This window comes from Bacillus sp. FSL K6-3200, assembly GCF_038630485.1.
Lineage (GTDB): Bacteria > Bacillota > Bacilli > Bacillales > Bacillaceae > Bacillus > Bacillus safensis.
In genome coordinates this window covers 919863-946571 of the sequence record NZ_CP152032.1, presented here as the reverse complement: position 1 = coordinate 946571, position 26709 = coordinate 919863, and the positions used below count along the sequence as shown (strand labels likewise).

31 protein-coding genes and 1 riboswitch are annotated in these 26709 nt (G+C 41.8%); of the genes, 28 read left to right on the top strand and 3 right to left on the bottom strand.

Annotated features, from left to right (window positions below; translation table 11 throughout):
- The first annotated feature begins 29 nt into the window (after positions 1-29).
- The 8 genes from MHI60_RS04945 (at position 30) to MHI60_RS04910 (ending at position 8693) form a co-directional block, all read left to right on the top strand.
- A complete protein-coding gene (locus MHI60_RS04945; protein ID WP_186318710.1) occupies positions 30-1634 on the top strand; it encodes a sensor histidine kinase in 1605 nt (534 codons plus the stop codon).
- Positions 1631-2314 carry a response regulator gene (locus MHI60_RS04940; RefSeq protein ID WP_144472954.1) on the top strand — a complete coding sequence of 228 codons (684 nt, stop codon included), beginning with the start codon at positions 1631-1633 and terminating at the stop codon, positions 2312-2314. Before MHI60_RS04945 ends, MHI60_RS04940 begins: the two co-directional genes overlap by 4 nt.
- A 123-nt stretch (positions 2315-2437) precedes the next feature.
- Positions 2438-3706, top strand: coding sequence for a C4-dicarboxylate transporter DctP (dctP, locus tag MHI60_RS04935; protein WP_095407792.1), 1269 nt, complete (start codon positions 2438-2440; stop codon positions 3704-3706).
- Between the two features lie 197 nt (positions 3707-3903).
- Positions 3904-4926: an AI-2E family transporter gene (locus MHI60_RS04930; RefSeq protein ID WP_024425375.1), complete on the top strand. Its 1023-nt coding sequence runs from the start codon at positions 3904-3906 to the stop codon at positions 4924-4926.
- Positions 4927-4989: 63 nt separating this feature from the next.
- Positions 4990-5123: riboswitch (cyclic di-AMP (ydaO/yuaA leader) on the top strand.
- 76 nt (positions 5124-5199) lie between these two features.
- On the top strand, positions 5200-6441 hold the full coding sequence (locus MHI60_RS04925; protein WP_095407793.1) for a dicarboxylate/amino acid:cation symporter: 1242 nt from the start codon (positions 5200-5202) through the stop codon (positions 6439-6441).
- A 127-nt stretch (positions 6442-6568) separates the two neighbouring features.
- Positions 6569-7480, top strand: a complete 912-nt coding sequence (locus MHI60_RS04920) for an ABC transporter ATP-binding protein (protein WP_144472952.1) — start codon at positions 6569-6571, stop codon at positions 7478-7480.
- On the top strand, positions 7473-8240 hold the full coding sequence (locus MHI60_RS04915; RefSeq protein ID WP_095407795.1) for an ABC transporter permease: 768 nt from the start codon (positions 7473-7475) through the stop codon (positions 8238-8240). The genes MHI60_RS04920 and MHI60_RS04915 overlap by 8 nt, the downstream gene beginning before the upstream one ends.
- 117 nt (positions 8241-8357) lie before the next feature.
- Positions 8358-8693, top strand: a complete 336-nt coding sequence (locus MHI60_RS04910) for a hypothetical protein (RefSeq protein WP_024427366.1) — start codon at positions 8358-8360, stop codon at positions 8691-8693.
- Positions 8694-8791: 98 nt separating this feature from the next.
- Here the strand turns inward: MHI60_RS04910 and fbpB are convergent, their stop codons facing one another.
- Complete coding sequence (gene fbpB / locus MHI60_RS04905) at positions 8792-8941, bottom strand: Fur-regulated basic protein FbpB (protein WP_065215285.1); 150 nt, start codon at positions 8939-8941, stop codon at positions 8792-8794.
- Positions 8942-9256: 315 nt separating this feature from the next.
- Positions 9257-9577 carry a thioredoxin family protein gene (locus MHI60_RS04900; RefSeq protein WP_012008983.1) on the bottom strand — a complete coding sequence of 107 codons (321 nt, stop codon included), beginning with the start codon at positions 9575-9577 and terminating at the stop codon, positions 9257-9259.
- Positions 9578-9761: 184 nt separating this feature from the next.
- Here MHI60_RS04900 and MHI60_RS04895 point away from each other — a divergent pair, with 184 nt between their 5' ends.
- From MHI60_RS04895 to MHI60_RS04865, 7 genes are all read left to right on the top strand, one after another.
- Positions 9762-10844 (top strand): D-alanine--D-alanine ligase, encoded by a 1083-nt coding sequence (locus MHI60_RS04895; RefSeq protein WP_048240325.1) that lies wholly within the window; start codon positions 9762-9764, stop codon positions 10842-10844.
- 79 nt (positions 10845-10923) lie between these two features.
- Positions 10924-12288 (top strand): UDP-N-acetylmuramoyl-tripeptide--D-alanyl-D-alanine ligase, encoded by a 1365-nt coding sequence (murF, locus tag MHI60_RS04890; RefSeq protein ID WP_144486167.1) that lies wholly within the window; start codon positions 10924-10926, stop codon positions 12286-12288.
- 18 nt (positions 12289-12306) lie between these two features.
- Positions 12307-12999 (top strand): alpha/beta fold hydrolase, encoded by a 693-nt coding sequence (locus MHI60_RS04885; RefSeq protein WP_095407798.1) that lies wholly within the window; start codon positions 12307-12309, stop codon positions 12997-12999.
- A 127-nt stretch (positions 13000-13126) separates the two neighbouring features.
- On the top strand, positions 13127-13465 hold the full coding sequence (locus MHI60_RS04880) for a n-acetylglutamate synthase (protein WP_095407799.1): 339 nt from the start codon (positions 13127-13129) through the stop codon (positions 13463-13465).
- Positions 13466-13630: 165 nt separating this feature from the next.
- On the top strand, positions 13631-15121 hold the full coding sequence (locus MHI60_RS04875) for a DEAD/DEAH box helicase (protein ID WP_058214406.1): 1491 nt from the start codon (positions 13631-13633) through the stop codon (positions 15119-15121).
- A 112-nt stretch (positions 15122-15233) separates the two neighbouring features.
- Positions 15234-15713: a PH domain-containing protein gene (locus MHI60_RS04870; RefSeq protein WP_024425383.1), complete on the top strand. Its 480-nt coding sequence runs from the start codon at positions 15234-15236 to the stop codon at positions 15711-15713.
- Positions 15703-17199, top strand: a complete 1497-nt coding sequence (locus MHI60_RS04865) for a PH domain-containing protein (RefSeq protein WP_144472948.1) — start codon at positions 15703-15705, stop codon at positions 17197-17199. Before MHI60_RS04870 ends, MHI60_RS04865 begins: the two co-directional genes overlap by 11 nt.
- Positions 17200-17252: 53 nt before the next feature.
- Here the strand turns inward: MHI60_RS04865 and MHI60_RS04860 are convergent, their stop codons facing one another.
- Positions 17253-17858 (bottom strand): rhomboid family intramembrane serine protease, encoded by a 606-nt coding sequence (locus MHI60_RS04860; RefSeq protein WP_144472946.1) that lies wholly within the window; start codon positions 17856-17858, stop codon positions 17253-17255.
- Positions 17859-17952: 94 nt separating this feature from the next.
- On the opposite strand from MHI60_RS04860, the gene acpS reads away from it, so the two are divergent.
- From acpS to MHI60_RS04795, 13 genes are all read left to right on the top strand, one after another.
- On the top strand, positions 17953-18318 hold the full coding sequence (gene acpS / locus MHI60_RS04855) for a holo-ACP synthase (protein WP_075622395.1): 366 nt from the start codon (positions 17953-17955) through the stop codon (positions 18316-18318).
- A 160-nt stretch (positions 18319-18478) separates the two neighbouring features.
- Entirely contained in the window at positions 18479-19495 is a 1017-nt protein-coding gene (locus tag MHI60_RS04850; RefSeq protein WP_095407802.1) for an outer membrane lipoprotein carrier protein LolA, read from the top strand.
- A 139-nt stretch (positions 19496-19634) separates the two neighbouring features.
- On the top strand, positions 19635-20801 hold the full coding sequence (gene alr, locus MHI60_RS04845) for an alanine racemase (RefSeq protein WP_095407803.1): 1167 nt from the start codon (positions 19635-19637) through the stop codon (positions 20799-20801).
- A gap of 293 nt (positions 20802-21094) precedes the next feature.
- Positions 21095-21376, top strand: a complete 282-nt coding sequence (locus tag MHI60_RS04840; protein ID WP_003214273.1) for a hypothetical protein — start codon at positions 21095-21097, stop codon at positions 21374-21376.
- A 4-nt stretch (positions 21377-21380) separates the two neighbouring features.
- Positions 21381-21731, top strand: coding sequence for a type II toxin-antitoxin system endoribonuclease NdoA (gene ndoA / locus MHI60_RS04835; RefSeq protein WP_024425388.1), 351 nt, complete (start codon positions 21381-21383; stop codon positions 21729-21731).
- Between the two features lie 117 nt (positions 21732-21848).
- Positions 21849-22679, top strand: a complete 831-nt coding sequence (locus MHI60_RS04830) for an RsbT co-antagonist protein RsbRA (RefSeq protein WP_024427375.1) — start codon at positions 21849-21851, stop codon at positions 22677-22679.
- Between the two features lie 4 nt (positions 22680-22683).
- Complete coding sequence (rsbS, locus tag MHI60_RS04825; protein ID WP_003214235.1) at positions 22684-23052, top strand: RsbT antagonist protein RsbS; 369 nt, start codon at positions 22684-22686, stop codon at positions 23050-23052.
- Positions 23053-23054: 2 nt separating this feature from the next.
- A complete protein-coding gene (locus tag MHI60_RS04820) occupies positions 23055-23456 on the top strand; it encodes an anti-sigma regulatory factor (protein WP_024427376.1) in 402 nt (133 codons plus the stop codon).
- Between the two features lie 10 nt (positions 23457-23466).
- Positions 23467-24474 carry a PP2C family protein-serine/threonine phosphatase gene (locus MHI60_RS04815; protein WP_095407804.1) on the top strand — a complete coding sequence of 336 codons (1008 nt, stop codon included), beginning with the start codon at positions 23467-23469 and terminating at the stop codon, positions 24472-24474.
- A gap of 59 nt (positions 24475-24533) precedes the next feature.
- Positions 24534-24863, top strand: a complete 330-nt coding sequence (locus MHI60_RS04810; RefSeq protein WP_017358393.1) for an anti-sigma factor antagonist — start codon at positions 24534-24536, stop codon at positions 24861-24863.
- Entirely contained in the window at positions 24860-25348 is a 489-nt protein-coding gene (rsbW, locus tag MHI60_RS04805; protein WP_048240335.1) for an anti-sigma B factor RsbW, read from the top strand. Before MHI60_RS04810 ends, rsbW begins: the two co-directional genes overlap by 4 nt.
- Entirely contained in the window at positions 25314-26102 is a 789-nt protein-coding gene (gene sigB / locus MHI60_RS04800; RefSeq protein ID WP_024427378.1) for an RNA polymerase sigma factor SigB, read from the top strand. Before rsbW ends, sigB begins: the two co-directional genes overlap by 35 nt.
- Complete coding sequence (locus MHI60_RS04795; RefSeq protein WP_095407805.1) at positions 26102-26701, top strand: PP2C family serine/threonine-protein phosphatase; 600 nt, start codon at positions 26102-26104, stop codon at positions 26699-26701. Before sigB ends, MHI60_RS04795 begins: the two co-directional genes overlap by 1 nt.
- The last annotated feature ends 8 nt before the right edge of the window (positions 26702-26709 follow it).

The window sequence follows — 26709 nt, the reverse complement described above, 5'->3', positions numbered from 1 at the left end:
ATACAGGTGAAAAAATGATGAGAAATCGATTGAAATTACAACAATTATCTATTAGATGGAAGCTTACCATCCTCACATATTTCGTTGTCATTTTCGCCCTTTTAATCGGAGGGATTGTCCTTGTTGGGGGAATTCAGCAAACAGAGGAACGGGAGCTTCGAAAAAGACTCATGAACACAGCGAGAACTGTGGCTGAAATGAATGAGGTGAAGCAGGCGTTAGCTGATCAGACAAAGGAACGTGATCGATTACAGCATGCTATCGAAGAGATTCGGATTATTCAAGACGCTGACTACATTGTCGTGATGGATATGGATCATGTGAGATTAACGCATCCAGTGAAAACGAGGATTGGCCAGCGCTCAGAAGGAACAGATGAAGAGCCGGCTTTTGCAGAGCATATTTATTTCTCAGAAGCAGAGGGAGAGCTTGGAACAGCCATCAGAGCTTTTTATCCAGTGAAGGATGATCAATTTAATCAAACAGGGGTTGTGCTTGTAGGAAGAACCCTGCCAAGTATGGCAGATATATTAGGAGAAATGAAGCGCGATATCCTCATGATTCTCCTGCTGACACTCAGCTTTGGGCTTGTGGGTTCATTTTTACTTGCTCGTCATATTAAACAGCAAATGTTTAAGCTTGAGCCGCATGAGATTGTAAGAATGCTAGAGGAACGCACTGCAACCTTTCACTCTATTAATGAAGGGGTCATCGCCATTGATAATCAGCACATGATCACCATTTTTAATGAGAAGGCGAAGCAGATTTTTGGCGTGACGGGTGATGTCGTGGGCCTGAATATTTGGGATGTGCTGCCTGACACAAGACTTCCTGAGATCATTGATCGCGCAGAACCCGTCTACAATGAAGAAATTCATATGAGCGGAAAGCGGATCATGAGCAGCCGGATCCCGATTGTGATGAAAAAGAAGATCATCGGAGCGGTCGCCATTTTCCAGGACCGGACGGAAGCGGCAAAATTGGCGGAGGAGCTAACAGGGGTTAAAAACTTTGTGGACGGTTTGCGGGTGCAAAACCATGAACATATGAATAAGCTTCATACGATCGCCGGACTGATTCAGCTTGGTAAAGCCGATCACGCGCTCGATCTAGCCTTTCAAACGACAGAGGAGCAGGAACATGTGACGGACTTTCTTCATCGCGTCATTCAGCATGATGCTGTCGCAGGATTATTGATGAGCAAAATCAGAAGGGGCAAGGAGCTTGGCATCAAGGTCGAAGTAGATGAACATAGCTGTCTCCGTGATTTCCCAGAACGGCTTGATCAGCATGATATGACGAAGCTGCTTGGAAATCTCATTGAGAACGCCTTTGCCTCGTATGATACTGTAGAAAGAGATACAAAAGTCATTTCCATTAGTATCGATCAAACGGAGGATGTTCTTGCGATTTTAATTGAAGACAATGGCTCCGGGATCGAAGAGGAACTGATTCCTTATATTTTCGATAAAGGCTTCACACACGGCAAAGAGGGCGGAACAGGCTATGGCCTGTATATTGTAAAAACGATTATCGACAAAGGGATGGGAAATGTAGAGGTCACATCAAGCATCGGCATTGGTACCACCTTCTCAATCGAATTCCCAATGACAATAGAGGAGAGAGACAGATGACTCAGATTAAGGTGCTGTTAATTGAAGATGACCCGATGGTGCAAGAAGTGAACAAAGAGTTCATTAAGAGTGTTCCTGGCTTTCAAGTTGCAGCTGTCGCTGGGAACGGGGAGCAGGGCATTCAGCTGGTCAAAGAAATTCGTCCAGACCTCGTGGTACTTGATGTGTATATGCCAAAAAAGGATGGCGTCAAAACGCTGCAAGACATCAGAAAACAAAAGATGCAAGTGGATGTGATTGTCATTTCAGCAGCGAAGGACAAAGAGACCATCGGCGTCATGCTTCAAAATGGCGCGCGGGATTATATTATTAAACCATTCAAATTTGAACGAATGAAAGAATCACTTGAAAGCTATAAGGCGTTTAAATCAAAAATTCGAACAGCAGCAGAATTTTCTCAAGAGATGCTGGATGATATCATACGAAAGCCTGCTGTTAAGCAGGAAGATACTTGGCTTCCTAAAGGGCTGAATGTGCATACGATGAACGAAATTAAAGCGTATATGGGCTTGCAGGAAGGCGCGCAGTCTGCAGAAGAAGTCGCCAATGCACTTGGCATTGCCCGCGTCACGGCACGCCGGTATTTAGACTTCCTCGTAAAAGAAGGCGAGCTAAAATTAGATATGCAATATGGCGGGGTAGGACGGCCTGTGAATAAATATATCGTACATTCTGACTAAGAGACCAAAAAGACCAAAATGTACGATATGTCCATAAGCTTCACAGCCTTTGATGAAATCGCTATCATTTATCTACAGATACTAGTTAAGCGTTTACATCAAAGGGTGAGGGAGTTGATTTTTATGAAAAGGATTTTGAAGAACCTGACATTTCAGGTGATTGTAGCTGTCATCATCGGGATCATTGTCGGGATGGTTTGGCCAAACGTCGGAAAAGAAATGAAGCCGCTTGGTGATACCTTTATCAATGCCGTTAAAATGGTCATTGCACCAATTATTTTCTTAACCATTGTTCTTGGTATTGCCAAGATGGGAGATATGAAAAAGGTTGGAAAAGTTGGGGGAAAAGCATTTATTTATTTTGAAGTCGTCACGACACTTGCTCTGGTCATCGGTCTTTGTGTTGTGAATATCATGAAGCCGGGTGCAGGTCTTGACTATAGCAAGCTTGAAAAAGGGGATGTCTCACAATATACCCAAAATGGCGGACAGGGTATCGACTGGATGGAATTTGTCACGCACATCGTGCCATCTAACATGGTTGATGCTTTCGCAAAGGGTGATATTTTACAGGTCTTATTCTTCTCTATTTTATTCGGTGTTGCGCTCGCTGCTCTTGGCGAGAAGGGGAAAGGCATCATCGAATGGCTCGATAAGCTGTCACTTGTTTTCTTTAAAATCATTGGATATATCATGCGTGCTGCGCCGCTTGGTGCATTTGGGGCGATGGCTTATACAATCGGACATTTTGGGCTGGCATCGATTAGACCGCTGGGAAGTTTGATGCTCTCCGTTTATATGACGATGTTCCTGTTCATCTTCATTGTACTGAACATCATTTGTAAAATGTATGGCTTCAGCTTGTTCAGCTATCTGCGATTTATCAAGGATGAAATTTTGATTGTTCTTGGCACAAGCTCTTCAGAATCCGTGCTGCCAAGAATGATGGATAAAATGGAACGCTACGGGTGCTCTAAGTCTGTTGTTGGTCTTGTCATTCCAACAGGTTATTCTTTTAACCTAGACGGAACCTCAATCTATTTATCGATGGCCGTGGTCTTCTTGGCGCAAGTGTTTGGTGTAGACCTGTCGATCGGTCAGCAGATCACCATTATCCTTGTTCTGATGCTTACATCAAAGGGAGCAGCTGGGGTGACAGGAAGCGGATTTATCGTGCTTGCATCTACTCTTGCGGCACTTCAGGTCATTCCATTAGAGGGTCTTGCACTGCTGCTTGGGGTTGACCGCTTCATGAGTGAAGGAAGAGCAATTACAAACCTCATTGGAAATGGAATCGCAACAATTGTTGTCGCGAAGAGTGAAGGTGAATTTGACGAAGCGAAGAGCAAAACAGCACTTCAGGAAATGCGGAATATGAAGCAGGCTGTTTAGTATAAAAACAACCAAAAACCGAAACCTTATGTTCTACATGGGTTCGGTTTTTTTGTGTAAAAAAGAAAAACCAATAAATTTAATACAAATCGTAAGACCTCTTTGACCTTTTATTATATAATTTACAGAAAGATCCGATATAATGTATATCAGATACGATGAAAAATAGACTTTAGTCCTGGCAGGTGTGTAACGTAATGACGGCATTTTTAAAATTGTTCGAAAAACCCGGTGTTAAGCGGTTTTCAGTATTTGTAGTATTAGCCACAGCATTATATCTATTAAGAGGAATGATGAATTTAATTCTTTTGACCTTCATTTTCACCTTTTTGATGAATCGGTTGGAAGAGGTCATTAGAGGCTTTTTAAATCGCTTCCTGAAAATAGGACAGAAATCGGTCATTACCATTTTGTATATTCTCCTGGCTGGTGGATTGACATTTGGCGGATTCGTTTTTGTGCCAATCATCGCTAAACAGGTTGAGCAGCTATTTCATTTAGGAAAGAAAATTGCAGATCACCCACAAGATTTACCCTTCTTTGACGTCATCACGAACGTATTCGGAGATTTCAAAATATCAGCTTTCTTTGAGAAAGGGTTTAATTTCCTCTATACATACATTACCGATTTTAGCACGTTCAGTATCCAGGTCATTATGTCCTTAATTTTAAGCATGTTCTTCCTGTTCGAAAAAGAACGCCTCATTCAATTCATGAACAAGTTCAAAACGAGTAAAATCTCCGTGTTCTATCATGAAATTGCCTTCTTTGGACGTAAATTTTCCCGAACGTTTGGAAAAGTACTCGAAGCACAGTTTATTATTGCAACCGTTAACTGTGTGCTAACGACAATTGCGCTAGGCATTATGGGTTTCCCGCAGTTATTTGGATTAGCGGTCATGGTCTTTTTACTAGGCTTAATCCCAGTAGCAGGTGTAGTTATCTCTCTTATTCCACTCAGCATCATTGCGTATACACTCGGAGGCGGAATGTATGTCCTGTATATAGTGCTGGTGATTGTCATTATCCATGCCATTGAAGCATACTTCTTGAATCCGAAGCTCATGTCAGCTAAAACAGAACTCCCTATTTTCTTCACGTTTATTGTGCTGATCTTCTCTGAACACTATATTGGCATTTGGGGACTTATTATTGGTATCCCAATCTTTGTGTTTATTTTAGATATTCTTGAAGTGACAAATAGGGAAGAAAGTAATTAAAAAGTTCATATGAACCTGTTTACAATTTTCTAAAAATAAGGTATAAATGGTATGAAAATATCATATTACCACACGCTTAATCCTTCTAAAGGAATGGGGGACCCATGTTTTTGGGGTGAATTTTTCTTATCTGAGAAAAAAGGACATCTCTTCGTCCTAACCCGTCAGCTAACCTCATCAGCGTGAAGAGAGTAGACAGTGGTACACGTATGGACACGCAGGCCCACGAGAAAACTCTCTCGTGGGCTTTTTGACGAGGAAGGGGAGATTTTATTGAAGCTGGCGACGAAAATTATTATTGCCTTGTTTTTAGGTGCTATCACAGGATTGCTGCTTAACCTTTTTGCTCCAAATGTATTCAAAGTGTTAGACCCTTATTTATTTACACCTCTAGGTCAAATCTTCTTAAACCTGATTAAAATGCTGGTTGTGCCCATTGTATTCTTTTCGATCACGCTCGGTGTAGCAGGCCTTGGTGATCCGAAAAAGCTAGGCAGAATCGGTGTAAAAACCATTACTTATTTCCTGCTCACGACCACTTTCGCCATTATCATTGGCATTTCATTAGCCTTATTGATTAAGCCCGGAGCTTTCGGTGATTTTGATACAAAAGCGGCTGATTATTCCGCAGAGGAAGCCCCATCAATGGCAGAAACACTACTCAACATTATTCCAACCAATCCAGTCCAATCGTTAGTTGAAGGAAACATGCTCCAAATTATCGTCTTCTGCGTATTTTTAGGTCTTGGCATAGCCATGCTTGGTAAAAAAACGGAAGGCTTGCTGAAGCTGTTTGAACAAGGAAATGAATTAATGATGTATCTTGTCGGTGTTGTAATGAAATTTGCACCGTACGGGACATTCGGTTTGATTGCAACCGCGATCGGCAGTCAGGGACTGGATGCCATGAAAGCGATGGGACTTTACTTCTCGGTCGTGTTAATTGCGCTCATCCTGCATTTCTTCCTGACATATGGATCAACCATTGCTATCTTAGCCAAACGAAATCCAATTGCCTTCTTTAAAGGATTTTCACCAGCGATGGTTGTTGCGTTTAGTACATCAAGCAGTAACGCAGTACTGCCTGTATCAATGGAAACAGCGCAAAAGCGTTTAAAGGTGCCAGAGCCGATTTCAAGCTTTGTGCAGCCGCTGGGTGCAACCATTAATATGGATGGCACAGCCATTATGCAAGGTGTTGCGACCATTTTTATCGCTCAAGTATATGGGGTTGAACTGACGCTTGTTCAAATGCTGACGGTTGTGTTAACGGCTGTATTAGCAAGTGTCGGTACAGCAGGTGTCCCAGGGGTAGGGCTCATCATGCTGGCCATGGTGTTAAATTCCGTGAATCTTCCTGTTGAGGGAATAGCGCTGATCCTTGGCATAGACCGTTTATTAGATATGGCAAGAACCGTAGTGAATATTACAGGTGACGCAGCATGTGCTGTGATTGTGACAGAAACTGAGAAAAAACATGAGAAAGATATATCATCACCTAACTTATCACTGTAATAAGCAAGAAGGGCTGACTGGATCAGCCCTTTTTTTCATGGATTGACTTGTCTACCGTGATATACTTTTTACAGGATGAGCGGTCGTAACTGCCGCCATAGGCTTTACATCAGAAGGAGGAACCACTTTGCAGTCTGCTGTTTTAAAAGTAGAGAAAGTCGATAAACAAATTGGCCGGAAAATGATCTTGCAAGATATTTCTATAGACATTGGGCGAGGAGAAATTGTCGGATTACTTGGTCCCAATGGATCTGGCAAAACAACCTTGATTCGTTTGATCGTTGGCTTGATGAAAAAAAACAATGGCCAAATCATGATCAACGGATATTCACAAGATGAGGATTTTCTCCAGGCGATGTCATCTGTTGGTGCGATCATAGAAAACCCAGAATTTTATTCGTATTTAACAGGCTTTGAAAACCTTGAAATGTATGCAGCGATGCACAACGGGGTGACGGAGGAACGCATTCAGGAAGTAGTGGAAAGAGTTCGTCTTGAGGATGCCATTCATCAGAAGGTCAAAACGTATTCACTAGGGATGAAACAAAGGCTTGGGATTGCACAAGCTATTTTGCATCGGCCGAACCTGCTCATTTTAGACGAACCGACAAATGGACTGGATCCTGCAGGAATGAAGGAATTCCGGGAGCACTTGCAAATGCTTGTACAAGAAGAAGGAACCTCCGTGCTATTTGCGACGCATTTATTGCATGAGGTAGAGGAGCTATGTGACCGCATGATCATCATTCAAAAGGGTCAGATCAAAGCTAGCACTCATCTCCGTGATATGGAAGGGAAAGAACAGGTGCTGATGAATATTCAGCCAGTAGAAAAGGCGGTTTCATGGCTTGACGAACACGAGTATACATATAAACGAAATGGAGAGCGTGTATTGCTTCAACTGAACAAAGAACGTGTGCCAGAGCTGAACAAACAGCTTGTGCTGGCGGGGTTTGATGTACTTGAAATGGTGCCTCAAAAGCAGTCAATTGAAGAGGCGTTTATGAAATGGACGGAAGGCGGGACGACAGATGCTTAACCTCATCAAGAATGAGCATAAGAAAATCATGAGGAAAAAGATCACATTCATTGCTCTTTTATTGATCGTTGTATTTCAACTGGCAATGGCTCTAACTTTGAAACGAGTCATATCAAGCTTTGGTGGACAAGACACAGTCGCAAACTATTTTGCTTATTCCACGAACGTCGTGTTTATTTTACAGGTGTTAGCTGTCGTTGTTGGCGCGACCTTGATCTCAACAGAGTTTCAGAAAAGAACAATCAAGTTTTTATTGATCCGGCCAAAAACAAGACTGCACATTTTTCTGTCAAAATACATCACACTTTTGCTGACAGTCATTTATTTGTTTGTTTTTTATTATGTTTTGGCCTTTCTATTTGGTCTTATTTTCTTCGGTACTGATTTTGATGAAAGAACGGGGCAATTATTTCAGCATACGTTTGCCGTCATTGGATCTCAGTGGGTGGAAGTGGTCATGATGGCAAGTTTTGCTTTTATGTGTTCCAGTTTGTTTAGAAACAGTCTTGTTGCACTTGTGACTTCGTTTTTTGTTTTATATGCGGCGAAATCACTTGTACCCATCATGTCTCTCTTAGAAAATCAGTGGGGGAAAATCCTCCTTTTTGCGAATACAGACTTTACTCAGTACAGCTTTCAAGGACCGCCGCCTTTTGATGGGATGAGCATTTTGTTTTCTCTATTTATAGTGGGGGCGCATTTTGTTTTCTTTGTTGGATCGGCTTGGATTCTTTTTTGGAAACGTGATGTAAATGTGTAAAAATTGTGTCAAATAACAAGAAAAATTCGTGACATCTTTGTGAAAACGAGTCTGTATTTCACGATAACCTGCTGATTTTGTCTTATAATAAGAAGGAGTCATGGAGGTGGCACTATCGTGAAAAATTTCATTACGGCTTTACCAATTTTGTTGCTGCTGTCGTTTTCGTTTGTGTCTTTTGCCTTCCAGTTTGATCACCTTGTTTATTTCAGACTAGCGCTGGGGATCTTTTCGTTAGCGGGTCTTTTCTTTCTGTATACACTTAAAAGAAACATGAAATGGTTCATGGTCTATTTATATGCGAGCTGGATCGTTCTTGCTGCCGTCACGACATTTGAGGAACCAGTCTTTTCTCAATTTTTCTTCGGTGGTTTAACGATGACAATGGGTTATCTCACATATATGCTCATTTATTTAGGAATGAAGCAGGATCGTGTAGCGAAAGCAAATTAAAACAAAAGCCGATAAAATCGAATAACAGATTTTATCGGCTTTTTTCATTTTATTGAAGCAGACAAAAGAGCAGCCAGCGATGACTGCTCCTCTTGTACTTATGATTCACGCCCAGCAGCTGCAAGCTGCTTCTGATGTTTTTTGTCGATGGTTTCGTATATACTTTCCATCATTTGAGGATCGCGCATGATGGCCTTTTTGTTCTCTTCAATCAATTGCTGATAGGTTTTAATTTTCTTCTTAGACATGTGACTTATCGCTCCTTTATTAGAATGGACGTCTATAGGATTTCACATAGATGAAATTGATAATCATTTTCAATTAGCAACTCCATTATACAAAGACAAATGTCAGAAGTAAAGATTCAATTCAGAAAATTCACGTAACCGACATATTCCAAGCTGTATCGACGCTGCATTCTTTCCCAGGAAATAATCTTGTCATTACTTGTCGTAGTGAAACATCTATTTGAAACGTTTTGGCTGCGCAACTCGTCTTATGAAGAGATTTGAAAAGAAAAAAGAACATCAGCAAGTGTTTGCTGATGTCCTTCGTTTAATCAATTAAGAAACGTGTTCTTGAAGAAACTCTGTCACTTCTTCAGGCGATTTTGCATTTGCACTGTGTAAATGACCTGTTTTTTCACCATTTTTGAAAATTAACAGGCTTGGTATGCCCATTACCTGATACGTTTCAGCTAATTCAGGGAAATCATCTTTATTTATTTCAAACCATTCATGGTGAGCATAAGCTTCTAGGATGTCTGGAATGAACATGTCCATTCTTGTGCAGTCAGGACACCATGTTGCAAAGAATTTAACGATGACTTCTTTGTCTGATTGGATAATTTCATTGAATTGTTCAGTACTTGTGATTTTTTTCAATTTGTCACAACTCCTTTTCAATGTCATTTTAATATAAATTACAGGCGAATGACATACAAATGCTCGGGAGGCGCTTACAACCTTTACAAATCATTTCAATTACGTAACAACAAAAATTAATTAGAGCATTTTTGCTTGAAAGTGATAAGATAGTAAAGATGAATTTTAGTGGGGGGAGTATCCATTGAAAATAAGTTTAGGATTGATTTACGGCGGAAAGTCAGCCGAACATAATGTATCACTGCAAACAGCCCTTGCAGTTACAAAAGCACTTAACACTGAGAAGTTCGATATACATCCAATTTATATTACAGAAGAGGGTGAATGGTTAAGAGGAGAAAAACTCACTGAACCAGTATCAAACGTCAAAATGCTTCAATTTGAACAGAACGCAAAGACGTTTTTACCAACTTCTTTAAATGAAAGCATGTTTCCACAGCCTGCATCGGCTGATGAGAAAATTGATGTTGTCTTCCCGTTGCTGCACGGACCAAATGGAGAAGATGGCACAATGCAAGGGTTACTTGAACTGTTAAATATCCCGTATGTCGGCAACGGCGTTCTCGCGTCTGCTGCGGGTATGGATAAAGTCATGATGAAAGATGTTTTTGCACAAGCAGGACTTGCACAAGCAAAGCACCTTTCTTTCAATAAAAAAGACTATGAGAAGGCGACACCAGCCAGCTTAGAACAGGTGGAACAAGTACTTGGCTATCCATGCTTTGTGAAACCTGCCAACATGGGATCAAGTGTTGGAATTAGCAAATGCCGCAGCAAAGAAGAGCTGCAGACTGCATTTGACCTCGCTTTCCAATATGATCGTCGTGTGGTCGTAGAAGAAGGCGTCGTTGGAAGAGAAATCGAGATTGGTGTATTAGGCAACGATGAGCCGAAATGCTCTGTCGTTGGTGAGATTGCACCTAAAACAGATTTTTATGATTACAAAGCAAAATATGAAGATGGCGATACAGATTTGATCATTCCTGCGAGTGTGTCAGAGGATGAATATAAGACGATTCATGACATGGCGATTAAGGCATTTAAAGCCCTCGATGGATCTGGTCTCGTACGTGCAGACTTCTTCCTTACTGAAAAAGGTGAAGTGTTGATCAATGAAGTGAATACAATGCCTGGATTCACACCATTTAGTATGTTCCCATTGCTTTGGAAGCACACTGGTGTAGAGTATCCAGAGTTGATTGAAAAGCTGGTGTCACTTGCAATTGAACGCCATCAAGAAAAACAAACCATTAAAACAACTTTTTAATGTGAGCAGCAAGCAGACACTATCCTTAGGTAGTGTCTCTTTTCCTTCAAACGTGAAATGAGAAAGAGAGGCGAAAATCATGATCAAACGTACAGTGAAACAAATCGCCCAAATGGCTGGTGGAACCCTATCTAATCAAGCTTTTGGCGAAGAGCAGATTCACGGAGTGACAACAGATACACGAAAAGTATCAGACGGCGCACTGTTTATCCCGCTTATTGGAGAACATTTTAATGGTCACACATTTGCTTCGAAAGCAGTGGAGCTTGGAGCATCAGCTGTTCTTTGGAATCAAAAAGAAGCCAATCCGCCAGAAGGCGTTCCGGTTATTCTTGTAGAGGATACATTAACTGCGCTTCAACAGCTCGCGAAATCATACTTAAAAGAAGAAAATCCTCGTGTTGTCGGTATTACAGGAAGTAATGGGAAAACCACAACGAAAGACATGATTCATTCCGTCCTGCAAACAGCGTATCAAGTTCATAAAACAGACGGTAACTTTAATAATCATATCGGTCTTCCGCTCACCATTCTTGCAATGCCTGAAGGAACAGATATTGCGGTTTTGGAGATGGGCATGAGTGCAAAAGGCGAAATCGAATTTTTATCAGATCTCGCTGAGCCGGATGCAGCAGTCATCACAAATATCGGGGAATCTCATATGCAAGATTTAGGATCAAGAGAAGCCATTGCTGATGCCAAATGTGAAATCGTCAAAGGGTTAAAAGAAGACGGTATCTTTTATTACTTAGGTGATGAGCCCTTGCTCCGCGAACGATCAAGTTCACTCTCGCAGCGTGTAAAAACCTTTGGAGAAGCAGAGGACTGTGATATCAAAGTAACGCACATCAACCAGCTTGCAGAAGGAACAGAATTTCAAGTCGAAGGGTATGCCCAAGGTTTTCTCATTCCTGTATTAGGGAAACATAATGTGAAGAATGCACTTGCGGCTATTGCCATAGGCCAGCATTTTGGGCTGAATGAAAGACAAATTGCCCAAGGACTGATGCAAACGAAGTTGACGGGAATGCGTCTTGAGCTGTTTAAAACAGATAAAGGAATTACTGTCATTAATGATGCGTATAATGCAAGTCCTACTTCTATGAAAGCAGCCATTGATCTTGTGGGGGATATGGACGGCTTCGCCAATCGTATTCTTGTACTTGGAGACATGCTCGAAATGGGCAGCGAAGAAGAAACGTATCATTATGAATTAGGCCGTTACATCAAGCCGGAATTTATTGATCATGTCATGACGTATGGCCGTCTAGGTGCATTCATTGCTGAAGGAGCGAAGAAATCATTCGGCGCTGAACGCGTGTGCTCCTTTATGGACAAAGAGGACTTGAAGAAAAAACTAGCTGAAGTGGCAAGGCCTGACGATGTTGTGCTTGTCAAAGCCTCACGCGGTATGAGATTGGAAGAAGTCATTACTGCACTATAAAAGTGAGAAGGTGACAGAATGATCGGCTGTTTATGTATCCACGGTTTTACGGGTGCCCCTTATGAAGTAGAACCGCTGGCGCAATATTTAAAACAGGCGGCAGATTGGAATGTGCAGTCTGTCACGCTTCCGGGGCATGGGAATGAACTTCAGTTAAAAGGCATTCTTTATCAAGAATGGATAGCGACAGCTGAACTCGAACTTCTATCCCTTTATCGAACTTGTGACACCGTGTATTTAGTCGGCTTTTCTATGGGCGGAATGATTGCTTCTTACTTAGCAGCTAAGTACCCAGTTGCCCGTCTCGTTCTTTTAAGTGCTGCGGCCAAATATGTGAACCCAAAACAAATAATGCAAGACACAAGGCAGATGGTGAAGGAATCCCTGTCTGGGTTAATTGATACAAACCCTTTGTATGATCGATATCGTCATAAGCTCACAAGCACACCGCTGTCAGCTGCGATAGAATTTATGAAGCTCGTAAAGCAGACGAAGAATTCGCTTGAGAAGCTTCATCTGCCTGTGTTAATTGTTCAAGGTGAAAGCGACGGGATTGTGCCTGCTTCAAGTGCGGAATTTATTTATCATAAAGTTCCGTCTCGCCAGAAAGAAATGTTTTATTTGCCGGATTGTAAACATCATGTTTGTCATGAGCCATGTGCCCAGCAATTGTTTGAGAAAGTAGAACATTTTTTAAAAAAAGCAATTTAATATATAGAAAAGCAAAAATGTGGCTAAACTAATATAAATTGAATCCCACTTGTTAAAATTTGCATCATTTTTGTCGAACGAGTGACAAGCCTATGGTACAATAGGAAAGAAAAGGTGGTTGATTCGGTTGTTTCAATATGACGGAAAAACCTTTGTCCCGCAGTCTAATTCGAGTAACGGAGAAGTATCGGTAGGAACCATATTTCAATATCGTCAGGACGGGAATATATTAACGGGCACATATCAAGGCGGCAGTATCGTATCTGGTGTACTTGTAGGAACTGTGAATGAGGATGGAACACTTCATTTTAGATACCACCATGTCAGCAAAGACGGCAGCATGAGAAGCGGGTCTTGCAATTCTACACCTAAACAGTTGGATAACGGAAAAATTCAACTGTTCGAAAAGTGGAAATGGATGGACGGAGATCAAAGTGAGGGTGAATCTGTCATTGTGGAACAGTAGATATATCCATTTCTGTCTTGTTGAAAAACAAATAGTGTAATGGTAAGATATAAGGTAGGGTAATTCGGGCTTTGTATATAATGGACCTGTCCTTTCGGAAAAGGACAGTTTTTAATGATCATTCACGAGATTACTGAAACAGCAATTAGAAGGAGTTTGAATAATTTGACTATAACGTTTCAAGATTTTCAATTAAGCGAAAGTCTCATGAAAGCTATTAACCGCATGGGATTTGAAGAAGCAACACCGATTCAAGCGGAAACAATTCCTCTCGGTCTTCAAAATAAAGATGTCATTGGACAAGCACAAACAGGTACAGGGAAAACTGCAGCATTTGGTATTCCTCTTGTAGAAAAAATTGACCCAGCTTCTCCAAACATCCAAGCGATTATCATTGCGCCAACAAGAGAATTAGCGATTCAAGTATCTGAAGAGCTATATAAAATTGGCCAAGACAAGCGTGCGCGCGTACTTCCGATTTACGGCGGACAAGATATCGGTCGTCAAATCCGTTCGCTCAAGAAAAATCCTCATATCATCGTAGGGACTCCAGGACGTTTACTCGATCACATTAACCGTCGTACAATGCGTCTTCAAAACGTTGAAACAGTTGTGCTAGATGAAGCAGACGAAATGTTAAACATGGGTTTCATCGAAGACATTGAATCGATCCTTTCAAATGTACCAAGTGAACACCAAACACTTTTATTCTCTGCGACAATGCCTGCACCAATTAAGCGCATTGCAGAGCGTTTCATGACAAACCCAGAACACGTAAAAGTAAAAGCGAAAGAAATGACAGTCTCTAATATCCAACAGTTCTACTTGGATATTCACGAGCGTAAGAAGTTTGATACATTGACTCGTCTTCTTGACATTCAATCACCTGAGCTTTCAATTGTCTTCGGCCGTACGAAACGCCGTGTTGACGAATTGACGGAAGCACTTAACCTTAGAGGTTATACAGCTGAAGGAATTCATGGTGACCTGACACAAGCGAAACGTATGGTTGCGCTTCGAAAATTCAAAGAAGGTTCAATCGATGTGCTTGTCGCAACAGACGTTGCAGCACGTGGACTTGATATCTCAGGCGTAACACACGTGTATAACTTTGACGTACCACAAGATCCAGAAAGCTACGTTCACCGTATTGGACGTACTGGACGTGCTGGACGTACAGGTATGGCGATGACATTCATCACACCACGTGAAAAAGATATGCTTCGTGCGATTGAGCAAACGACTAAACGTAAAATGGATCGTATGAAAGAACCAACACTAGATGAGGCAATCGAAGGACAACAGCAAGTAACCATTGATCGTCTGCGCACAATCATCAGTGAAAACAACTTGAACTTCTACATGACAGCTGCTGCTGAATTGCTGGAAGATCATGATTCTGTCACAGTGGTTGCGGCTGCCATCAAAATGATGACAAAAGAGCCAGATGCAACGCCTGTTCGTTTGACAGATGAAGCACCAATGATTTCAAAACGCAATCGTAACAACCGCAGCTCTTCTAAACGTAGAGACGGTGGCGGCGGAGGCGGCTATCGCGGGAAAAGCCGTTCATCTTACGGTGATAAAAAGCGTTCTTCAAATGACCGCAATCGTTCTTCTAACGATCGTCGTCAAAAGAAATCTTATAACAACTAATTCTAAAGCGAATCCTTTGCAGGGTTCGCTTTTTTTAACAGGTTAAAATTGAAACTTTTTAGGCTTTGTTTCGTAATATATTGATAGAAAAGTAAGAGAATGGGGGAAGAATGTGAGAAAACAGCCGCAACGTCAAATTAGTTTAAATGGTTTAAAGGTATGGCGTCTTCAAAATGGAATTATCTCATTGATTTTCTTACTCATCATCATTGGGGTATTTGTTGCTAGCTACTATTTTCAATGGCCATATTGGATTGGAGCAATTCTTTCTGGTTTATGGGTCTTACAGGTCATTTTCGGCATTTGGCTCATACCAAAAATCCGACATCATATCTGGCGCTACGAAGTATTTGAAAATGAAATTGAAATACAGCATGGGCTCATTCGCGTCACACGTGTGATTGTGCCGATGGTGCGTGTTCAGCATGTTGATACTTCTCAAGGGCCGCTTTTAAGGCGCTACCGTTTGGCATCTGTTCAAATTTCGACTGCTGCCACAGTTCATGATATACCGGCGCTAGAATTAGAAGAGGCAGATGAGCTTCGTGATTACATATCTCGTTTAGCAAGGGTGACGGAAGATGATGTCTGAACCAAAACGTGTACATCCCATCTCGATGTTCATTGATTTTATATCAGATGCTGTATCCATGATCAAAAACTTCATTATCCCTTTTTTCGTGTTGATTTTTGTGAACTCGAATTCGAGCATTCGTTTTTATGCATTTATCATTCTCGGTGTGCTACTTTTATGGAAAGCTGTGTTTACCATTTTAGAATGGAGACGATTCACTTACCGGATGGAAGACGATGAATTTCGCGTGGAATCGGGTGTGATCACGAAAAAGAAAAAATATATCTCGTTAGAACGAATTCAAACGGTGAATACAAGTGAGGGGATTTTCCAACGGATTTTCGGTTTAGTGCGAGTCCAAATCGAAACGGCAGGCGGAACGGATGGTCCAGAAGTGAGCCTGACCGCGATTACAAAAGCAGAAGCGGAACAATTAAAGCAGTCGATTTTCAACCGGAAGAAAAGCTTGCAGGAAGAAGAAATGACGGATGAAGCAGGAGATCTGCATGGCCATTTGACTGTGCAAAAACCTGTGCAGGAAGAAATCAATGTCTCCTATCGTATGGGTGTGTCAGAGCTGCTTTTGGCTGCGACCACTTCCAGCGGTATCGGAGTCATTATATCTGGGTGTCTCGCCATCTACACGCAAATAGATGAAATTCTTCCACTGGATGGTTTCTTCAAGCAGTTCTCTTTTTTAAGCCATGCGAGCGTTGAAATCTATGCAATTTTGATATTTCTTGCCGTATTGATTGCGTGGATCCTGAGTGTCGGGGTAACAGCACTTCAGTATGCGAATTTTGCTGCAAAGCGAAAAGGGAATGACATCATCATTACAAGAGGACTCATTGAGAGACATCAAATGACCATTCCACTTGCGAGAATTCAAGCAGTGAAAATCAAAGAAAATATTATCCGTGAGCCTTTTGGTTTTGCGACGGTGATGCTGGTTAGTGCAGGAGGTTCAATTACAGAGAAAGAAACGTCTTCCGTCTTATTTCCGCTCATTCGGAAGAAAAAGATCAATGAATTGCTCTGCCAATTCACCGATCATTATCATGCAGCACCAGAAACAGAGCTGAAAAAGGTGCCAAAGCGTTCACTCAAACGCTATTTGATCTCTTATGGCTTTGTACCGTTACTTGTAGGTGTCATCCTGTCGGTACGCTTTCCGCCATGGGGGTATTTAGGACTTATTCCGTTACCGCTTGCCCTATTCTTTGGCTATTTAGCTTATAAACAATCAGGATATACAATCAAAGATTCATTGATTCAAATGACATCAAGAGGCATTGGCAAGACCACTGGCATTGTCTTGAGAAAACGGATGCAAAACTATACGATGACGCAATCTTTTTTCCAAAAGAAAGGCCGGGTCGCAAGTATTCACACCTTTGTGAAATCCTCTGCGCTGCTTGATTCCTTTAGTGTACATCACCTTGAGGAAGAAGATGCAGCGCGTGTATTTGATTGGTATTCGTATGAAAAAAATCAATCGTCTTAAACGAAAAATGTCGATCAGCTCCTATTTAAGGAGGATCGACATTTTTTATGAGATTAATATCGTCTTTTTTTCGAATGGAAGAACAGCGTAATAGGTGCTAGAATCATACCGCCGATCAATCCAAATAAGTGAGCCATGATATTGATGTTCGAATTGACGAACGTCATGATGACAGAAACAGCAAGAATCGTTAAAATTACTTGTGAATTGCCGCGGTCCATCATGTGTGGTTTAAATAGGACAAGGTATAAATAAACTCCAAACAAACCGAAGATCGCACCAGAAGCGCCAACGTGTACATACTCCAAAGGCTCCACCCAATAGGTTCCGAGATTGCCAACGAACCCTGCACCAAGATAAATAATCAGAAATCGAATCTTCCCAAGCAAATGTTCAAGCGCTGGGGCGAATAAGAAAAGGGACATGGAATTAAATAAAATATGTGTGAGACTTCCGTGCAGAAAAATAGGTGTGACAAGCCGCCACCATTCCCCAGCTGCTACACCATAATTGAAACCGACGAGATGATCCTGCCCAAGCTGTATAATAGGGACAGGAATCGCAAATATAAGCCACAGGCCGATTTGTAAAGCAAGGATCGCTGTTACGATTGGATACGATCTAATAAATTGTTGAAAGCTCTCCGTTCGAATAAACATAACAAACCCCTTTTGACTAGATAATGGTAAGTTTATAGTAACACGTTTATGAAGCGAACACTCAAATTAGTACGAGTATCATAGGAGGTACCTCATGATCAAAGGAATAGGCATTGATATTGTAGAGATCGACCGGCTCTCGCGAGTGCTCAGCAGGCAGCCCCGTTTACCGGAACGAATTTTGACTTTAAGTGAACAGGACGTCTTTCGTACACTCAGTGAAAAAAGACAGCTAGAATTTTTGGCAGGACGCTTTGCGGCAAAGGAAGCTTTCGCTAAAGCATACGGAACGGGAATCGGTCAGCATTTAAGCTTTCATGACATAGACATTCAAAAAGACGATAATGGAAAGCCCTTCATCAAAAGCAAGAAAGCGGAGGGAGATCAGGTTCATGTGTCCATTACCCATACAAAGGAATATGCTGCGGCACAAGTTTTAATTGAAAGGTTGTCAAGCTAGTCTGCATATTGTTTGTCCCCCCTTCATATATTGGGTAGTGCGATAAGGAAGGGCGAGTTGCTAACAGGCTTTGATGGTTCGCGGTACGCAGTTAACTCTTGAGGCGTACTGTTAAAGTCAAACAAGCGGTTTCTTCCTTTTAACACAATTAACGAAGGGGTTGAAAAGGGTGAGAAAAAGCTTTGTTTTGCTTGTAACGGGAATCCTTTTTGTACTGATTCTCTCCGCATGCGGTCAAAAATCTCAGAAGGATATCGTTGGAGATTTAAACAAAAAGGCAGAGGAAATGACATCATACAAAGCCAAAGCAAAAATGACCATTGAGACAGGAAATGACCCGCAGGAGTACCAGGTAGAAATTTGGTACAAGAAGCCGGAGCTTTACCGTGTCTATTTAGAAAATCCGAAAAAGGATCAGAGTCAAGTCATTTTAAGAAATGGCAATGGTGTATTTGTGCTGACACCTTCATTGAACAAGAGCTTTCGTTTCCATAGTGATTGGCCGAATAATAGCAGTCAGGTCTATTTATTCGAATCACTCGTGAAGGACATTAAAAATGACAGTGCAGCTCAGTTCAAAGCGAAAGAGTCAAAGTATGTGTTCGAAACGAAGACCAATTATCAGCACAACCAAATGCTGCCTACCCAAGAGATTACCTTTCATAAGAAAACAATGGCGCCTGCCAGTGTGAAAGTGCTGGATAGCGACAAAAAGCCAATGGTGAAAGTGGAATTCTCTCACTTTGAATTCAATAAATCCTTTGACAAAGATGCATTTGATGAGAAGAAAAACATGACACTCTCTCAAATGGATGTTGCTACAAGTGCAGACCCATCTGACAGCTTTGCGGTAAAAACACCAGTTGATATGCCAGAAGGCGTGAAGAAGATGGAAGAGAAAGAAATGACGACAGATGCTGGGAAGCGTTATGTGATTACGTACGGCGGCAAGAAATCCTTCACACTCATTCAGGAAAAAGCGAGAGTAGCTGAAGCATCTACGCCTGTCACGATGAATGGCGAGCCGGTCGATCTTGGCATGACAGTAGGGGTTCTGACAGATCAATCCCTCTCATGGACATCTGACGGAGTTGACTATTTAATTTCCTCAAGTGATTTATCGAAGGAAGAGCTGTTGATGGTCGCAAACAGTGTAGAAGGCCAGTCAGCTAAATAAATGAAGTTCTCAGGCGAAAGCCTTGAAAATGAAGCATCAGCCCTGTGTAAGGGCTGATTTTCTTTGATTTGTTTCACATTATTGTTGATTTTTAGTATCATATGAGGGGATTGAATCATTCAATAGGGAAGTGTGACTGATGGACACAAATGCCTTTTATAGAGACACATGGGCAGAAATTAATTTAACAGCAATCAAGCATAATGTTTCACATATGAAAGATCATATCGGTCAAAATGTTCAACTGATGGCTGTTGTGAAAGCCAATGCATATGGACATGGAGATATAGAAGTGGCAAGAACTGCCCTCGAAGCAGGTGCAGACTTGTTAGCTGTAGCCTTTTTAGATGAGGCCATTTCTTTAAGAAATCAAGGCATCAAAGCACCGATTCTTGTACTCGGCGCTGTACCGCCGGAGTATGTCAAAACTGCCGCTCTATACAATGTGGTCATGACCGCTTACTCCACCAGTTGGCTGAGGGAAGTCGTCCATATGGGACAACCTATTCGTTTTCATTTGAAAATAGACAGCGGAATGAACCGTTTAGGTGTGAAAACGTTGGAGCAAGTCAGCGAAGTAAAGAAGCTTGTGAGCGAGCATTCTTATTTACAGCTGGAAGGTGTATTTACTCACTTTGCGACAGCCGATGAAAAGGATGAGGACTATTTTGAGCGGCAAGTCGACACCTTTCAAACCCTGCTTCAGCCGCTTCATACGGACGAACTGCTCGTTCATTGTGCCAATAGTGCAGCAGGTTTAAGGTTTAAAGAAGTGTTGTTTAATATGGTTCGCTTCGGCATCAGTATGTACGGGCTGTCACCGTCAGAGGAAATCAAAGATGAACTCCCTTTCAAGCTCGAAGAAGCCATGTCTCTTCATACAAAGCTCGCCCATGTGAAGCTCATTCAAAAGGGTGAGAGTGTCAGCTATGGGGCGACGTATACCGCCAATCAAGATACATGGATCGGTACGGTACCAGTCGGCTATGCAGACGGGTGGATCAGGAAGCTGGCAGGCACGGAAGTACTTGTTGGTGGAAAGCGCCGGAAGATTGCCGGAAGGGTATGTATGGATCAATTCATGGTTGAACTGAAAGAGAATTTTTCAGCAGGGGAGCCAGTCGTTTTGATTGGTGGACAAGGTGAAGAAATGGTATCAGTCGATGAAATTGCAAAAAGGCTTGAAACCATTAACTATGAAGTCACTTGCTCCATTGGCCACCGCGTCCCAAGAGTATATATAGAGGACGGCAAAAGGGTGCATGTACGGAATCCGCTGCTTCAAGGCGGGCCAAGCTTTTTCTAAACAGCTTTCACAGGAACGATCGTCAAACTGACATCGTTCCTTTTTATTCTACAAAGAAGGGGTAAACATTCTCCCTTTTTTAGAGATTTTGGAAATACCGTATGATTTTCGGAAAAAAGCGTATAATGTGAAAGAGGAACTCCATTATCATCTTGATTTACGGGTGGCGAGCCGTTTCATGTTCTAATAAGAAATCATGAAAAAACAGCTTTGCTTGCGCATTGAATAATGGTATGATTAGTCTTGGAATGGATCGATACGGTATCCGTAAGTTTTGTGGAGGTGTATGTTTTTTGTCTGAATCCAGCGCAACAAACGAAATGAAGATTCGACTGCCGGAGGCTTTAATGTCTGAGATCGAACGAGTAGCAGAGCAGGATAAGGTAACAAGAAATGAATTGATCTACCGAGCGACAAAAACGTATATTCGTGAACGTAATATTCGACAAAATCGTGAATCGATGAGACGCGGCTACATGGAGATGGCGAAAATTAATCTGAATATCTCTTCAGAGGCACAATACGCAGAGTTTGAGGCTGAGAATACAGTTGAGCGATTAGTCAGCGGGGGTTAAACATTTGATTGTTAAACGCGGTGATGTTTACTTTGCTGATTTATCTCCTGTTGTTGGCTCCGAGCAGGGCGGGGTTCGCCCAGTATTGGTGATTCAAAATGACATTGGAAATCGCTTCAGCCCGACTGCTATCGTTGCAGCCATAACAGCCCAAATACAAAAAGCGAAATTACCGACTCACGTCGAAATTGATGCAAAGCGCTACGGCTTTGAACGAGATTCTGTCATTCTTTTAGAGCAGATTCGTACAATCGATAAACAAAGATTGACAGATAAAATCACACATCTTGATGATGAGATGATGGAGAAGGTTGATGAAGCCTTACAAGTTAGTTTGGCTCTTATTGATTTTTAATATGGTGATATTTGGTTGCTCTGTTGAGAGCAACTTTTTTTTGTGTTCAATTTTTTTTAACGTTATAATGAAGAAAGACTAAAAAGAAGTGCTGTTTATGTACGTAGGGGGTAAAACATGTCGAATCAAATCGTGTTAGCTTTTGCAAGAAAGCATCAAGAGGAATTACAAAAAGAGTGGACGGACATTTTAAGACGACTCGGAGAAAAAGAAACGGACATGATGCTGAACGACAATATGTATGAAACCATCTGTTCGGAATATGTTCAATTAATCATTACATCTCTTTCAGAAGGGTATGCAGAAGATTTTGAAGAAAAAGTGCAAACTTTTGCTTTAAAAATTGTTCAAATGGGTATATCACTTAAGTTACTGGCAAATGGTCTAACAGAAATCCGTTCACATTTATATCATAAAATGAACGACGACAAAGATACAACAGAAGAAAGTCATGACCTCATCTGGCAAATCGATCGATTCATCACACCGATTCATAACGAGATCTTAAACCAGTATTCCATCTCATGGGAGAAAACAGTCAACCTTCAAAAAATTGCGCTGCAGGAACTTTCTGCCCCGCTGATCCCAGTATTTGAGCACATCACCGTCATGCCGCTTGTTGGAACAATTGATACAGAACGTGCGAAAAAAATTATGGAGAACCTGCTCAATGGTGTCGTCAAACATCGCTCGCAGGTCGTCTTGATTGATATTACGGGTGTACCTGTCGTTGACACAATGGTCGCGCATCATATCATTCAAGCATCAGAGGCTGTGAGATTAGTAGGTGCGAAGTGCTTGCTTGTCGGTATTCGCCCAGAAATAGCCCAAACCATTGTGAACCTTGGAATTGATTTATCTCAAGTTACAACAAAGAATACCCTTCAAAAAGGAATTCAAACTGCTTTGGAAATGACAAATCGAAAAATTGTTTCATTGGAGGGATAACCCAGTGAGAAATCACCCGAAGATTCCAATCTTAAAACTATATAACTGCCTTCTGATTTCGATACAGTGGGAGCTTGATGATCAAACAGCTCTCCACTTTCAAGAAGACTTACTGAATAAAATTCATGAAACAGGAGCAAACGGTGTTGTCATTGACCTCACATCCGTCGATATGATTGATTCCTTTATCGCAAAGGTATTAGGCGATGTGATTACCATGTCCAAGCTCATGGGGGCAAAAGTTGTATTAACAGGAATACAGCCGGCAGTCGCTGTGACGCTGATTGAACTTGGTATATCGCTTGAAGAAATTCAGACAGCACTAGATCTTGAACAAGGGCTTGAGACACTGAAGCGGGAATTGGGGGAATAGATATGAAAGACCAATCCTGTGTAAGAATATTGACGGAATGGGACATAGTCGCAGCAAGACAATTGGGGCGCAATGTTGCAAAAGAACTTGGATTTGGAACAGTTGACCAAGCAAGAATTACGACGGCCATTTCAGAATTAGCTCGAAACATCTATTTATACGCTGGTAAAGGTCAGATTTGTATAGAAGAAGTGATGGAGCGAGGAAAGCGTGGACTCAAAGTGATCGCAGCCGATGAGGGGCCGGGTATCATGGATATACGTAAAGTAATGGAAGACGGATTTTCAACATCAGGCGGACTCGGAGCAGGTCTTCCGGGTGTCAGACGACTGATGGATGAATTTAAATTAGATTCTGCACCAGAACAAGGAACGGAGATACAAGCTGTTAAGTGGCTTCGCTAGGAGGGAAACCATGGATTTTAAGGAGGTAATGGAGCAGCGGTACCATCAGCTGCTCAGTCGTTATATCAGTGATTTAACTGAAACATCGCTTTATCAAGCTCAAAAATTTAGCCGTAAAACCATTGAGCATCAAATACCTCCTGAAGAAATAGTGAGTGTTCACCGAAAAGTGATTCAGGAGCTTTACCCTGATTTGCCGGAAGATGTTTTTCATTCACTAGACTTCTTAATTGAAGTCATGATTGGGTACGGACTTGCCTACCAGGAACATTTAACACTCAGAGGCATCCAGCAAGAAATAAAATCTGAAATCGAAATTGCTGCAAATGTTCAGCAAACCCTTCTGGAAACGAAAATTCCAGAAGGAGATACCTTTGATATTGGTGCGATTAGTGTACCGGCAAAACAGATGAGTGGAGATTATTACCACTTTGTAACTGATCACGATACAATCAATATCGCGATCGCAGATGTCATTGGAAAGGGAATCCCGGCTGCGCTCTGTATGTCGATGATTAAATATGCGATGGATTCCTTGCCTGAGTCAGGGAGCGGCCCAACAAAGGTGCTGAAAACCCTGAATCGTGTAGTCGAGCAAAACGTAGACCCAAGTATGTTTATCACGATGTTCTATGGCAGCTATAATAAAGAAACGCATGAGTTTAAATACGCATCGGCTGGTCATGAGCCGGGCTTTTTCTATTGCAGAAAAGAGAACACATTTTACGATTTAGATGCAAAAGGGCTTGTCCTTGGGATCGCACCAGACTTTGACTACAGACAGTACGAGAAGCATTTGGACGCAGGAGATATGGTCATTCTATTCTCTGATGGTGTCACAGAATCCAAGTCAGAGGACGGTTTCTTAGAGCGGGAGGATATCAAAGCGCTCATATCAGAGCATCTATCCTACTCAGCTCAAGAAATGGTGGATGCCATCTACGCCAGCTTACTCAAACTGCAGGATTTTCAGCTGCACGATGACTTTACTTTACTTGTTCTCAAAAGAAAGGTTTAGAAAGTGAACATGCGGGTATATAAAACTTTAGGAAACAAGAATTTCGAGGTGAATGCATAATGAATATGTCTGTAAAAGAGCATCAAATAGATCAAAAAACGAAAATCAGTGTCAGCGGGGAAATTGATGTGTACTCCGCTCCTCAGCTAAGAGAAACGCTCATGCCTAAAGCAGAGGCGGGAGAGCATCTTGAAATCTGTCTAAAGGATGTTACGTATATGGATAGTACAGGTTTAGGTGTATTCGTTGGGCTGTTTAAAGCGGCTCAAAAAGCAGGTGGCACATTAAAGCTTGAGAACTTGTCAGAACGGCTTGTAAGGTTGTTTGAAATCACTGGATTAAAGGACATCATTGACATTTCTGCAAAGTCAGAGGGTGGGGTACAATGAACGAATCAGTAGATCTAATCGAGATGAAAATACCGGCGAAACCAGAATATGTAGGCATCATTCGTTTGACTCTTTCAGGAGTAGCGAGCCGGATGGGCTATGTCTATGAAGAGATTGAGGACTTAAAAATTGCCGTCAGTGAGGCCTGTACAAATGCAGTTCAGCATGCCTACAAAGGTGAAGACGGTGAAGATGGAGAGGTGGCTGTTCGCTTTCTTGTCTACGAGGATCGTCTAGAAATCGTTGTCGCTGACAAAGGTGGCAGCTTTGACTTTAAGCAAAAACAGGAAGACTTGGGACCGTACACATCTGCTCATACGGTGGATCAATTGGCAGAAGGAGGTCTTGGTTTATATTTAATGCAAACATTGATGGATGAAGTCGAGGTGCAAGCAAACTCCGGAGTTACCGTGGCGATGACAAAGTTTTTAAACAGGGAGCGAGTTGACCATGACACAACCATCCAAAACTATGAAACTAACTAAAGATGAAGTAGACCGCCTCATCCAAAGCTATCAAACCAATCAAGACGAGCAGGCGCAGCTCACGCTGGTCGAATGCTATACAAACTTGGTTGATATGCTGGCGAAAAAATATTCTAAAGGAAAAAGCTTTCATGAGGACCTCAGACAAGTTGGAATGATTGGTTTACTTGGCGCCATTAAACGATACGACCCGCTCGTCGGTAAATCATTTGAAGCCTTTGCCATTCCAACCATCATCGGGGAAATCAAACGCTTTTTAAGAGATAAGACATGGAGTGTCCATGTACCAAGGCGGATCAAAGAGCTTGGACCGAGAATCAAAATGGCAGTCGATCATTTGACAACAGAGACACAGAAATCACCTAAAGTCCAAGAAATTGCAGAATACCTAGATGTAACAGAAGAAGAAGTACTTGAAACCATGGAGATGGGCAAAAGCTATCAAGCACTGTCTGTTGACCAAGGCGTAGAGGCTGATTCTGAAGGAAGTACTGTGACGATTTTAGACGTTGTTGGCTCACAGGAAGAGGGCTATGAACGTGTGAACCAAAAAATGATGCTTGAGAGTGTGCTTCATGTGCTGTCAGATAGAGAAAAAGAGATTATCAATCTGACTTACTTGCAAAATAAGAGTCAGAAAGAAACAGGCGATTTGCTTGGTATATCCCAAATGCATGTATCGAGACTGCAGCGAAAGGCAGTGAAAAAACTGCGAGATGCATTATCAGAAGATGCGTCTATGGAGCTAGGGTAATGAAGCAGATTGAACAGCATGAGCATGTAAACGCCATTATTTATCAATCGAATAAAGAAGGAAAAGCATGCTGCGGGGACAGTTTTTTTATTAAAGCAGATGATGAAGAACTAATTTGTGCTGTAGCAGACGGATTGGGCAGCGGCCAGTACGCCAATGAATCATCTTCTTTAGTCAGCGAAATTGTCGAAGAATATGGACATGAGGATGTGACGACCCTCATCGACAGATGCAATCAGGCCATGAAAAATAAACGCGGGGCCACCGTGGCCATATTAAAGGTGAATTTTTCCCAGCAGCAATTTACCTATTGTTCGGTTGGTAATATTCGGTTTATCTTGAATGCACCTTCTGGCGACTATATTTATCCACTTCCGACATCAGGATACTTATCAGGGAAACCTAGAAAATATAAAACGTACACCTATTCCTACGAAAAAGGATCGATATTCATTATGTATTCAGACGGACTGAATGTGCCAAACATGCGCATGTGTTTAAAGCATGGGCATTCAGTTGAAGACATCGCCAAACAGCTTGAAACATACACACAAGACAAAAAGGACGATCTCACCTATGTACTTGGTCAGCTCACGTAAAATAGCTG